Here is a 12,504-nt window from a genome sequence, read left to right as displayed (position 1 = left end):
CTTAAGATCGGGCCATGAACGCGCTCGACCTCACCCTGCTGTACCTGCTGGCCGCTGTGCTGGGGGTGGTGGTGTGCCGGTTGCTGCGGCTGCCTGCGATGATCGGCTACTTGGCCGTGGGGGTGGTCATCGGACCCCATGCGCTGGCGCTGGCACAAAACTCGGCCGGATTGCGCTATCTGGCCGAGTTCGGGGTGGTGTTTCTGATGTTTGCCATCGGGCTGGAGTTCAGCTTGCCCAAGCTGCGCGCGATGAAGCGCTTCGTCTTCGGGCTGGGCACGGCGCAGGTGGTGCTGACGGTGGTATTGACCACCGGCGCGTCGTTGGCACTGGGCTGGCTGTTGGGCGACTGGTGGGCGTTCGAATGGCAGACGGCGCTCGCCATGGGGGGCATCATGGCCATGAGCAGCACGGCCATCGTCGTCAAGCTCATGGCCGACCGGCTCGAGCTGGAGTCCGAGCACGGCCGTCGCGTGGTCGGTATCTTGCTGTTTCAAGACCTGGCGGTGGTGCCGCTGCTGGTGCTCATCCCGGCGCTGGCCGCACCCAGCGAAGACCTGGCGGGCGCGCTGCTGATCGCACTGGCCAAGGCGGCCGCCCTGTTGGCCCTGCTGCTGACCGGCGGGCAGCGCCTGATGCGCTGGTGGCTGACGCTGGTGGCGCGCCGCAAAAGCCAAGAGCTGTTCATGCTCAACCTGTTGCTGATCACGCTGGGCATGGCCTGGCTGACCGAGCACGCCGGGCTGTCGCTGGCGCTGGGCGCGTTCGTGGCGGGCATGCTGATCGCGGAGACCGAATACCGCCACCAGGTCGAGTCCGACATCCGCCCTTTCCACGACGTGTTGCTGGGGCTGTTTTTCATCACCATCGGCATGATGCTGGACTGGCGCATCGTCGTCGAGCGCTGGCCGCTGGTGCTGTTGCTGCTGAGCCTGTCGCTGGTCTTCAAGCTCGGGCTCATCACGTTGCTGACGCACGCGTTGGGCGCCCCGGCGGGCACCGCGCTGCGCGTGGGTCTGTATTTGATGCAGGCGGGCGAATTTGGCCTGGTGCTGCTGCAGTTGGCCAACCAAAACGGGCTCATTCCGCCGGCGCTGTTCAACCCCACGCTGGCGTCGATGGTCATCTCGATGCTGCTGACGCCGTTCATCATCGAGCACAGCAACGCCATCGTCGGCCGTCTGGTGGGCAGCGACTGGCTGATGCAGTCGGTACAGATGACGCAGATCGCTCGCAAAGCCATCGCGGCGGACCAGCACGTCATCATCTGCGGCTACGGGCGCTGCGGGCAAAACCTGGCACGGCTGCTGGAGCAGGAGGGCATCCCCTACATGGCGCTGGACCTGGACCCGGACCGCGTGCGCCAGGCGGCAGCTGCCGGCCACTCGGTGGTGTTTGGCGACGCCGCGCGGCTGGAAGCGCTCATGGCCGCTGGGCTGGCGCGTGCCTGCGCGGTGGCCGTGACTTATCTGGACACGCCCAGCGCGCTCAAGGTGCTGCACCACGTGCGCGAACACGCCCCGGCGGTGCCGGTGGTGGTGCGCACCGTGGACGACGCCGATCTGGCCCGCCTGCGTGCCGCGGGTGCCACTGAAGTGGTGCCCGAGACGTTGGAGGCCAGCCTGATGCTGGCCAGCCATGCACTGGCGCTGGTGGGCGTGCCGCTGCGGCGCGTGGTGCGGCTGGTGCAGGAGCAACGCGCCGCGCGCTACGACCTGTTGCGCGGTTACTTTCACGGCGGCGACGACGACGAGACCGAGGACGAGCGCCAGCAAGCGCGCCTGCGTACCGTGGTGCTGCCCGCGGGCGGCCCCACCATCGGGCGCGCACTGGGCGACTTGGGGCTACACGCCATGGGCGTGACCGTGGTGAGCGTACGTCGTGCCGACGGCCGCCGCGTCGCACCGGACGACGGCCTGCTCCTGCAGGGCGGCGACGCCATCGTGCTGTACGGGCCGCCCGAGCCGCTGACGCTGGCCGAAGCCAAGCTACTGGCGGGATAATCGCGCTGCCATGGATACCTCCGCCTACCTCAAAGCCCACATCCGCACCGTCCCCGACTGGCCGGCGCCCGGCGTGCAGTTTCGCGACATCACGCCGCTGCTGCAGGATCCCAAAGTCTTTCGCGTGCTCATCGACACCTTCGTGCACCGCTATATGGACCGGCACCTGCGCCCCGACGTGGTGGCCGGGCTCGATGCGCGTGGCTTCATCATCGGCTCGGTGCTGGCCTACGAGCTGGGCGTGGGCTTCGTGCCAATCCGAAAAAAAGGCAAGCTGCCCTTCACCACCGTCGAAGAAACGTACGAGCTGGAGTACGGCAGCGCCACCGTCGAGCTGCACACCGACGCCGTGCGCGCGGGCGACCGGGTGCTGCTGATCGACGACCTGATCGCCACCGGCGGCACCATGATGGCGGGCAAAAAACTGCTCGAAAAACTCGGTGCCACCGTGATGGAAGGGGCGGCCATCGTCGCTCTGCCCGAGCTGGGCGGCCTCGAGCGCCTACAGGCCGCCGGACTGCCGCTGTTCACGCTGGTCAGCTTCGAGGGGCACTGAACCGCGCTCACGCCCCGCTGTGCTCCCCATCGGGCCGGCGGGCGTCGGGTCGCGGGCGCTGGGTGGCAGGTGGGTCGCCACGCCAGTACACCGCGCGCACCTGCAGCCCGAGCAGCTGCAGGGCATCGTCACGGACCTGCGCTTCCAGGCGCGTCGGGTGCGGTGCCGGTCCTGCCGCCATGCTGGCCGGCTGAGGCAGCCAGTCGATCAAGACCAGGTGCTGTTGGCCTTCGCGGTCCAGCGACAACACGCGCACGCGGTAGCGGCCGGACAGCACGCCGTGCCGCAGCATCACCTCGCGCACCAGCAGCGCCACCCGTTCCCGCTGGCGCCGGCGCAGGCGGGACGCTGCCGCGGCGGCGTCGCCATCGGCGCTGGGCGGGTCACGCCGCGGGGCGTGGGCGGGTTCGGCCCGGGCACGACTGCGGCCGGTGGCGCGGTCCCACCAGCGCCGCCACCACGATGACCAGCTGCCCACCGCAGCAGGGTCAGGGCTAGGCGCGGCGGGCGCGCGGCGGGCAGGGCGTGGTGGTGAGGGTGGCATGGGCGGTGGACGATGGACGGTTCGTACGCGAACGGGTGGGCCCGGGGCATGCGCCAGTGCGGCATTGTGTCGGCTTTTCGGGTGTTTGCACCACGTGGCGTGCCTTTGCGCGTTTTTCCGATGGCCAAACAGGGCATTTTTGGCCGATACTGTGCGCCTGCCATCCTTTTTCCGGGACGGGTCACGGGCGTGTGCGCGGCGCGCCCGGGTGGGCCGTCTCCCTGTCCGTGAGGAGTCCTCATGTCCGCTGTTGCCACTCCGACTGCTGCCGGTGTCGATGCGTCGGCACGCACCCATGCCGAGTTTCTGACCTTCCGCTTGGGGGCGGAAGAGTACGGTATCGACATCCTGCGTGTGCAGGAAATCCGTTCCTTCGAGCCACCCACCCGCATCGCCAATGCGCCCTCGCACATCCTGGGTGTGGTCAATCTGCGCGGCGTCATCGTGCCGGTGGTCGATCTGCGCATCAAGCTCGGCTGCGAGCGGGTCGACTACAACAACCTCACCGTGGTCATCGTGCTCAACGTCAAAGGGCGCGTGGTGGGCGTGGTGGTGGACTCGGTCTCCGACGTGATCGAACTCGCGCGCGAGCAGATCCGCTCCGCCCCCGAGATGGCCTCTGGCACCGTGGACACCGCCTTCATCACCGGCATTGCCACCGTCAACGAGCGCATGCTCATCGTCATGGACATCGAGGCGCTGGTCACGCACCCCGACATGGGGCTGACCGACGCCTGACATCGGCCCGTCGTCGCCGTTTTCCCGGGAATCTCTCATGCTCGACTTTTTGCAATACTTCATGCGGGCGTGGCGGGTGCGCACCCGGATGCTGGGCGCGATCGGCGTGGTACTCGCGCTGCTGCTGGGTATGGCCGCGGTGGGTGTATGGGCGGTGCACCACATGCAAATCGCCCAGCACGAGGCGCTGACGCTGGCTTGGACGGTGGCTGCGCAAAACGCGCAAGACGCCAACGAGGCGTTTGCGCAACAGATGATTCAGCTCACCGACCACGGCGAGCACATCCGCCGCCAGGCGCTGTGGGCCGTGGGCATCGCGCTGGGGGTGTCACTGCTCATCGTCGTGCCCACCACGCTGGCCAACCTGCGCAGCATCGTGCAACCGGTGCAGCAGGCCGAAGCGCTGGCGGTGGCGATCGCCCGCGGTGACCTGGCCACCCGCACCGACACCACTGGCGCCGACGAACTGACGCAACTGCTGCGCAGCCTGCACGACATGCAGGACGCCTTGGCGCGCACGGTGGGCGCGGTGCGCGACACCGCGCAGCGCATCCAGCACACCAGCGATGGCGTGGCCAGCGGCAGTGCCGACCTGCGCCAGCGCACGGAGGACACCGCCGGACACCTGCAACAAACCGCTGCCAGCCTCGAAGAAATCACCGCGGCGGTGCAGTCGTCCAACGACGCCGCGCGCGCCGCCATCGAGCTGGCCCGGCGCAACGCCGAAGTGGCCGAGCGCGGCGGCACGGAAGTGCAAAACGTCGTGGCCACCATGGACGCCATCCAGGCCGCCAGCCAGCGCATCCACGACATCACCACCGTCATCGACAGCATCGCGTTTCAGACCAATATCCTCGCGCTCAACGCGGCGGTGGAAGCCGCGCGAGCGGGCGAGGCCGGGCGTGGTTTTGCCGTCGTGGCGGGCGAGGTGCGGGCGCTGGCCCAGCGTTCGGGTCAGGCCGCGCGCGAGATCAAGGCGCTCATTGGTGACAGCACCGAAAAGGTTGCCGCCGGCACCCAGCTCGTCCATCAGGCGGGGGCCACGCTGCGCGACATCGTCGCGCACGCCGAGCAGGTATCGACGTTCGTGCGCGATATCACGCACGCCACGCAGGAGCAGACCCAGGCACTGGTACAGGTCAACGACGCCATCGTGCAGCTCGACGGCATGGCGCAGCAAAACGCCCAGCTGGTGGGCGATAGCGCCCAGGCGGCACAGCGCCTGCGTGAGCAGGCGCACCGGCTGCGCGAGATGGTGGCGGGTTTTCGTCTGGCGGGCGACGCTGCGGGCGAGCACCCACCGCTGCAGCCGGCTGCCGTGCGCGGCCAGGGTGACCCGAGCAGCTATCAGGGGCCGGAGCGGCGCCGCACGCCTCGCGTGCCCGTGGCTTGAGAGGTCTGGCCGGATGTACGCCCGCAGCCCCCGTCGCAAACGGCCCATCGGCATCCAGACCTTCCGCGACATCCGCGAAGGGGGCTACTACGACGTCGACAAGACCGCGTTTGCGCACCGGCTGGCCACCACAGGCAAGTACGACTTCCTCTCGCGTCCGCGGCGCTTCGGGTCATCATGGAGTTCAAGCGCATCGATGGCGACCAACCCACGGGCGAGGCGATGGCGCAGCTGCGGCAGCGGGGCTATGCCGACCAATACCGCGCCGACGGCCGCCCCATCTGGTGGCTGGGCGTGGCGTTCAGCAGCGCCACGCGCCATGTGGTGGGGTGGGACGTTCAGCCCGCCCCCTTGCTTTCGATTTACCCACCCACTGAAAACCCATCTTTGCACCGGAGAATCTCATGAGCGTGCGTGACTGGAAAATTGGTGTCCGCTTGGGCGCGGGCTTTGGCGTCGTGTTGGCACTGCTGGTGGCCGTCTGGGCCGCTGCGCAGTGGAGTGAGCGAGCAGTGCAGACTCATACGGAGCGCGCGATGTTTGCGGAAAAAGTGGCGCTTTCGGCGGAGAAATGGTCGGCTATCACCCGTACCGAAATCACCCGTACCGAGGCTGCCATTCGTTTTGGTGACAATCCTGAGATCCTCAATTACTTTCAGCAGCAAATCCAAGCCACGCGGGCGCAGGTCGATGAAATCGAAAAAACCCTGTCGGGGCGGGTCAAGGAGCTCGACGACGCCGAGGTTTCGCAGCAACTCGAGCGCGTGGCGACGTTGCGCCAGGCGCAGATTGCGGCACGCGACGAAGCGCTCGCTGCCGTCAAAGCCGGCGACATGGCCCGGGCGAAAGAGCTCCTCGAGGGCCGCTACAAGGCGGGCGCGCAGACCTACATCGACGCGCAACAGCGCTTGACCGATACGCTGGTGGCGCTGGCCGATCGGCTCAACGCGCAGGCTCAAGTGATCGCCCAACGAGTGCAGTGGGTCATGCTGGGGGTGGTCTTGGCGGCGCTGGCTGTGGGCGTGGGGGTGGCTGTGGCGCTCACGCGCGGTATCACCCGTCCGCTCGCCGAGGCCATTGATGTGGCCCAGGCCATCGCCCAGGGCGACCTCGCGCGCCGCATCCATGTCGATCGTGGCGACGAAGTGGGGCAACTGCTCCGGGCACTGTCGGCCATGCAGCACGCCCTGGTCACCGCCATCCAACGCATCCGCACGAGTGCCGATCAAGTGGCCAGCGCCAGCGCCGAGATCGCGCAGGGCAACCAGGACCTCTCGGCGCGCACCGAAAGTGCGGCCGCGAGCCTGGAGCAAACCACTGCCAGCACCCAGCACCTGACCGAGACCGTGCGCCACAGTGCCGAAGCCGCCCGCACCGCCAACCAACTCGCCGCCCAAGCCGCGCAAGTCGCGCGCGACGGAGGGCAGACCGTGGCGCAAGCCGTGCAGTCGATGAAAGCCATCGAGTCGAGCAGCCAAAAAATCGCCGACATCACCAACGTCATCGACGGCATTGCGTTTCAGACCAATATCCTCGCGCTCAACGCGGCGGTGGAAGCCGCGCGTGCCGGTGAGGCGGGCCGCGGCTTTGCCGTGGTCGCCGGTGAAGTGCGCTCGCTGGCGCAACGCAGCGCCGAGGCGGCCAAGCAAATCAAAGCCCTGATCGACGAGAGTGTCGCCACCGTGCGCACCGGCAGCACCCAAGTCGACAGCGCGGGCCAGACGATGGAGCAGATCGTGCAATCCATCCAGCGCGTGGCCGACATGATTGCTGAAGTCACGGCGGCCGCCAACGAGCAAAGCGACAGCATCGCGCAAGTCAACGCCGCGCTGGGCCAGTTGGACCAGACCACACAGCAAAACGCCGCCCTCGTCGAAGAGGCGGCGGCGGCCGCCCAGAGCCTGCGCCAGCAAGCGGCCGAGCTGCAGCAGGTGGTCAGTCAGTTCCGCACCGGGCAGGGCGATGGGATGGTGTTGGCACCGGCACCCACGCCGCGGGCGGCCGTCCCGCCCGCGCCCGCTCCCGCCCTGGCCGCGCGGCGCGAGCCGCGGCTGGCCGCGCCCAGCGCTGCTGCGGCAGCCAAGCCCGCGGGTGCTGTGGCGCCTGCTGCCAGCGCGCGCAAGACAGCCTCCAAACCTGCAGCAGCACCCAGCGCCAAACCCACCCCGGCCGCGCTGACCAGCCCGCGCCCCGCGCCCGCGCCGTCCAAGCCAGCGTCCGACGCCGAAGGGGAGTGGGAGAGCTTTTGAACACGCGGCTGCACGCCTCGTTTCCGCCAGGATGCCCGTCGCTTGAATAACCCATGCCGCACGCTGGCCTGATGAAATCCCTATCGCCCAAAGCGGTTTCCATAGAGCAGTTGCCATGATCGACTTCTCCAGCACGCTGCCCGGTCTATCGGGTTTGCCCTCGGCAGACCCGGTGGCCAGTGGCCGCCTGTCGGTCGCGGCGCTGCTGGACCATTTGCAGCACGCGCTGGTGGTGCTGGACGTCGAGGGGCGCGTCGTGGGCCACAACCATTGCGCACGAGAGATGCTGGAGCTGCCGCTGACGCTGCTGCAGAAGCAGCCGCTCATCGACGACGTGGTGCGCTGGCAGATCAAGCGAGGTGACCTGCGCGGCGATGCGCAGCGGTTGGTGGAGCGGGTCTGGTACCACCTGCGCCGCGTGCAAGAGACGGGGCAGCCCCACATCTACACCTACACCACCGCCGGTGGTCGTACGTTGCAGGGCACGACGATCGCTGTGCCTGGTGGCGGTTGGGTGCGCACTTATGTGGACGTGACGCGGCACGCGCAGGCCGCGAACTTCTTGCGCGAGAGTGAGGAGCGCTTCCGCAGCCTGACCGAGCTGTCCGCCGACTGGTACTGGGAGTGGGATGCCGAGGGGCGTTATACGCGGTTGGAGGGGCGACTGATTCGAGAAACCTCGACCGCCGAGATGTTTCTGGGCCGCTGCGCCTGGGATGTGCCCGCGCTCAACCGCCCCACGGCGCGCGAATGGCGTCCGCTCATCGAGGCGTTCGAGCAGCGCCGGGTGTTTCGCCGCTTCGAGATCCAGCGCCGCTTGCAGGACGGGCGCGTGGTGTGGTTTTCCATCAGCGGCATGCCGGTCTACGACGCGCAAGGTCGCTTTGCCGGCTACCGTGGCGTCGGGCGCGACGTCACGCGGCGCAAGGCGGACCAAGCCACCATCGAGCGCCTCGCCTTCTACGACAGCCTGACCGGCCTGTACAACCGCCGCTCGTTTCAGGACAAGCTGACCCAGGCGCAAGCGGCCAGCGCGCGCAGCGGCCAGTGGGCGGCGCTGTGCTTCATCGATCTGGACAATTTCAAAGACATCAACGACGCCTTTGGGCATGGGGTGGGCGACCAGTTGCTGCAGACGGTGGCCAAGCGCCTGCGCGAGGCGGTGCGTGAGGAAGATACGATCGCACGCCTGGGCGGCGACGAATTCGTCGTGCTGCTGGAGGATTTGGACCGCGAGGAGGAGCAAGCGGCGTGGCGCGCCCAACACGTGGCCGAAAAAATTCGCGTCGCGCTCGAGCGTCCGGTGACGGTGGACGGACACGAGGTGCAGTCCACGCCCAGCATCGGCATCACGGTATTTCGTGGCCGCAGCGACGCGGTGGAGGACATCCTGGGCCGCGCCGACTTGGCGATGTACCACTCGAAAGCTGCCGGACGCAATGCGGTGCGCTTCTTCGACCCAGCGATGCAAGAGGCGGTGCTGGCCCGCGCCACCCTGCAGCGCGAGTTGCGCCACGGCCTGCGCGATGGCGAGCTGCGCCTGTATGGGCAGCCGATCGTCGATGACAAAGCCCAGGTCGTGGGTTACGAGGCTCTGTTGCGCTGGCAACACCCCCTGCGCGGCATGGTGTCGCCAGCGGAGTTCATTCCGGTGGCCGAGCAAAGCGGCTTGATTTTGCCCATGGGTCAGTGGGTGCTGCGACAGGCCTGCGCGCACCTGGCGGCGTGGGCACGCGATCCGCAGCGCACCCACTGGACGATGGCGGTCAACCTGAGTGCGCGCCAGTTGCGCCAGCCCGACTTCGTGCAGTCCGTGCAGACCGCGCTGGCCGAGACGGGCGCCAACCCCAGCCGCCTGAAGCTGGAGCTGACCGAGAGCCTGCTGCTGCACGATGTGGAAGACACCATCGTCAAAATGGCAGCGCTCAGCGCCATGGGGGTGCAGTTTGCGCTCGACGACTTTGGCACTGGGTACTCGTCGCTGGCGTACCTCAAGCGCCTGCCGCTGGACCAGCTCAAGATCGACCGCACCTTCGTGCGCGACATCCTGGACGACCCCAACGACGCGGCGATCGCACGCACCATTTTGCAACTGGCCAACAGCCTGGAGCTCAGCGTCGTGGCGGAGGGTGTGGAGACGGTGGCCCAGTTCGAGACGCTGCGCGCCATGGGCTGTCGGCTCTTTCAGGGCTACCATTTCGGGCGGCCCACCGCTTTGTGAGACACACCCACACCATGAACGCCCGCCTGCCCGACCCGACCCCGCTGCTCGACCCCGTGGCCGTGCGTCAACGCGTCGATGCGCGCTGGCAGCACGACATCCTGCCCGCGCTGCAGCGCTACATCGAGGTGCCCGCCAAGTCGCCGATGTTCGACCCGGAGTGGGCCGTCCATGGCCATCTGGAGACCGTGCTGCGCCAGGCCGCCGAATGGGTGACCCGCCAGCCGGTGCAGGGGTTGACGCTCGAGATCGTGCGTCTGCAACGCCCCGACGGCAGTCCCCGCACCCCGGTGCTACTGTTCGAGGTGCCCGCGCGCGCTGGCGTCGACGGCACGCCCGCACCGGCCAGCGGACAGACGGTGCTGATGTATGGTCACTTGGACAAGCAGCCCGAGTTCAGCGGTTGGCGCACCGGTCTGGGGCCGTGGACCCCACGCCTGATCGATGACCGCCTCTACGGCCGCGGGGGCGCCGACGACGGTTATGCGGTGTATGCCGCACTGGCGGCGATCGAGGCGCTGCAGGCGTCGGGCCGGGCGCATCCGCGCATCGTGGGGCTGATCGAAACCGGCGAAGAAAGCGGCTCGCCCGACCTGCTGCCCACCATCGATGCGCTGCGGTCGCGCCTGGGCGATGTGGGTCTGGTGATCTGCCTGGACAGCGGCGCGGGCAATTACGATCAGCTCTGGCTGACCACCAGCCTGCGCGGCATGATCAGCGGTGTGCTCAGGGCCGAGATCTTGACCGAAGGCGTGCACTCTGGCGATGCGTCGGGTGTGGTGCCGTCGAGCTTTCGCATCCTGCGCCATGTGCTGGACCGACTGGAAGACAGCGCCACGGGTCGCCTGCTGCCCGCCGTGTTCCACTGCGAGATCCCGGCCGAGCGCATCGCGCAGGCGCGCGAGACGGCGGCCATCCTGGGCGACGCGGTGTGGAAGCGCTTCCCCTGGGCACACCACGACTGTGGCGGCAGCACCGTCTTTGCCCTGCCCACCACCACCGACCCCGTGGAGGCACTGCTCAACCGCACCTGGCGTCCCACCCTGTCGGTGACCGGGGCCGAAGGGCTGCCGGCGCTGCGTGACGCGGGCAATGTGCTGCGGCCGTATACCGCGTTCAAGCTTAGCCTGCGCCTGCCCCCGCTGGTGGACGCCGCACAGGCGGTGCAGCAGCTCAAGGCGCTGCTGGAAGACAATGCGCCCTACCAGGCGCGCGTGACCTTCGAGCCCGAAGGGGCCGCCAACGGCTGGAACGCCCCGGCCACCGCGCCTTGGTTCGAGCAGGCGCTGCATGCCGCCAGCCAGGCGCACTTCGGCGCGCCCTGTGGCACCATCGGCCAGGGCGGCACCATTCCGCTCATGAACATGCTCAGCGCGGGTTTTCCGCGGGCGCAGATGATGGTGTGCGGGGTTTTGGGGCCGCAGAGTAACGCACACGGCCCCAATGAATTTTTGCACGTTCCCTATGCGCGGCGGCTGACGGCGGCGGTGGCCGAGGTGATCGCACGCCTGCCTTGATGCACACGGGTCATGCGCCTTGTGCCGGCTCGCTGGCGCGCACCCGTTGCCGAGCGGCCAGCGCCAGCAATGACAATGCCGTGATCGATACCGGAACCAGCGAGCCCACGTTGAGCCACCACCAGCCCTGTGTGGTCACGAGCGCCCCCGAGGCGAACGCCGTCACCGCCATCGTGGCGAAGACACCGAAATTGATGACCGCCTGCGCGCGGTCTTTTTCTTCGGGCCGATAGGCCTGCATGGCCAGCGTCGTGCTGCCGGTGAACAGAAAGTTCCAGCCCACCCCCAACAGAAATAACGCGACGGTAAAGTGGTGCAGGTCTTGCCCAGACAGGGCGATTGCAATGCACGCGGCGTTGAGCAACACGCCCACCCCCATGATCGTGATGGCACCAAAGCGTCGGATCAGATGCCCGGTGAAAAAGCCAGGTGCGAACATGCCGATCACGTGCCACTCCAGCACGAAAGCGGCGTCGGCAAACGGCATGCCGCAGGTCTGCATGGCCAGTGGCGTGGCGGCCATGAGCAGGTTCATCACGCCATAGCCCAAGGCTGCGCCGACGAAGGCGACGGCAAACGTCGGTTGGCGCAGCAATTCGAGCACGGAGCGGCCAGCGCGGGCCGTCCCGGGCGCCGGTGGCGGATCGGCTGGAAAGCGGATGCCCGCCATGACCACCATCGAGACCAGCGCCACCGCGGCCAGGGCCAGATACGCCCCCAGGAACGGGGTGGCCAACCAATCGCGCGCGTGATTGGCCAGATTGGGGCCGGCGATCGCCCCCAATAAGCCGCCAGCGAGCACCAGTGAGACGGCTTTTTCGCGCTCGGCCGGGGCGGCCAGTTCTCCGGCGGCAAAACGGTAGAGCTGGCCGTTGGCGCTGTAGTAGCCCGCGACGACCGTCGCCGCGACCAATAACCAGAAGTTCCCGTGCGCCACCGCCCACGCGGCCAGCAGTGCCGAGGCGAAGGCCACCGCCAGCCCCATTTGAAACGCCATCTGCCGTCCCCAGCGCGCCTGCGAGCGCGCCACCAGCCCGGTCGACAGCGCCCCCCCTACCACATAGCCCATCACGGGCAGCGTCGCCATCCAGCCCACGGGGGCCAGGCTCAGGCCCACCAGCCCGTTGATGGCGATGAAGACGACGTTGTTGGTCAGGAACAAGCCTTGCGCGATGGCCAGCAACCACAGGTGACGGTTCATGGAACTGGGTTATAACGGATCCGGTCTCGGGTTGTGGGCGGCGCGCGCGACTTTCTACAATCGCAGCATCGCCGCTGGCGCG

Annotated in this window: 10 protein-coding genes and 1 pseudogene; 9 read left to right on the top strand and 2 right to left on the bottom strand. The window is 68.1% G+C overall.

The features are described from left to right. Nucleotides 1-14: 14 nt before the first annotated feature. Together ACPYIS_RS01800 and ACPYIS_RS01795 are read left to right on the top strand one after the other, a co-directional pair. Complete coding sequence (locus ACPYIS_RS01800) at nt 15-2,003, top strand: monovalent cation:proton antiporter-2 (CPA2) family protein (RefSeq protein ID WP_424895169.1); 1,989 nt, start codon at nt 15-17, stop codon at nt 2,001-2,003. Nucleotides 2,004-2,013: 10 nt separating this feature from the next. Continuing rightward, entirely contained in the window at nt 2,014-2,559 is a 546-nt protein-coding gene (locus tag ACPYIS_RS01795; protein ID WP_299020070.1) for an adenine phosphoribosyltransferase, read from the top strand. Between the two features lie 7 nt (nt 2,560-2,566). Here the strand turns inward: ACPYIS_RS01795 and ACPYIS_RS01790 are convergent, their stop codons facing one another. Beyond that, entirely contained in the window at nt 2,567-3,037 is a 471-nt protein-coding gene (locus ACPYIS_RS01790; protein ID WP_299020072.1) for a hypothetical protein, read from the bottom strand. Between the two features lie 306 nt (nt 3,038-3,343). On the opposite strand from ACPYIS_RS01790, the gene ACPYIS_RS01785 reads away from it, so the two are divergent. From ACPYIS_RS01785 to ACPYIS_RS01755, 7 genes and pseudogenes are all read left to right on the top strand, one after another. Further along, entirely contained in the window at nt 3,344-3,841 is a 498-nt protein-coding gene (locus ACPYIS_RS01785; protein WP_299020074.1) for a chemotaxis protein CheW, read from the top strand. A 37-nt stretch (nt 3,842-3,878) separates the two neighbouring features. Further along, the gene (locus ACPYIS_RS01780; RefSeq protein ID WP_299020076.1) at nt 3,879-5,234 is read left to right on the top strand and encodes a methyl-accepting chemotaxis protein; all 1,356 of its coding nucleotides are present in this window, start codon (nt 3,879-3,881) and stop codon (nt 5,232-5,234) included. A 13-nt stretch (nt 5,235-5,247) separates the two neighbouring features. Next, a pseudogene (locus tag ACPYIS_RS01775) lies at nt 5,248-5,352 on the top strand (hypothetical protein); the annotation flags it as partial. A 59-nt stretch (nt 5,353-5,411) separates the two neighbouring features. Then, nucleotides 5,412-5,642, top strand: coding sequence for a PD-(D/E)XK nuclease domain-containing protein (locus ACPYIS_RS01770; RefSeq protein ID WP_425973791.1), 231 nt, complete (start codon nt 5,412-5,414; stop codon nt 5,640-5,642). Continuing rightward, nucleotides 5,639-7,483, top strand: a complete 1,845-nt coding sequence (locus ACPYIS_RS01765) for a methyl-accepting chemotaxis protein (protein ID WP_425973790.1) — start codon at nt 5,639-5,641, stop codon at nt 7,481-7,483. Before ACPYIS_RS01770 ends, ACPYIS_RS01765 begins: the two co-directional genes overlap by 4 nt. Nucleotides 7,484-7,598: 115 nt before the next feature. After that, nucleotides 7,599-9,704: a putative bifunctional diguanylate cyclase/phosphodiesterase gene (locus tag ACPYIS_RS01760; protein ID WP_299020080.1), complete on the top strand. Its 2,106-nt coding sequence runs from the start codon at nt 7,599-7,601 to the stop codon at nt 9,702-9,704. 14 nt (nt 9,705-9,718) lie between these two features. Then, a complete protein-coding gene (locus ACPYIS_RS01755; RefSeq protein ID WP_425973789.1) occupies nt 9,719-11,221 on the top strand; it encodes a M20/M25/M40 family metallo-hydrolase in 1,503 nt (500 codons plus the stop codon). Nucleotides 11,222-11,231: 10 nt separating this feature from the next. On the opposite strand, the gene ACPYIS_RS01750 is transcribed toward ACPYIS_RS01755, so the two are convergent. Then, a complete protein-coding gene (locus ACPYIS_RS01750; RefSeq protein ID WP_424858640.1) occupies nt 11,232-12,422 on the bottom strand; it encodes an MFS transporter in 1,191 nt (396 codons plus the stop codon). Nucleotides 12,423-12,504: the final 82 nt, after the last annotated feature.

The sequence above is a fragment of the Tepidimonas sp. HKU78 genome (assembly GCF_049860815.1).
Classification (GTDB): Bacteria; Pseudomonadota; Gammaproteobacteria; order Burkholderiales; family Burkholderiaceae_C; genus Tepidimonas.
The sequence above is the reverse complement of the archived record's forward strand: the minus strand, read 5'-3'. Positions and strand labels throughout refer to the sequence as shown.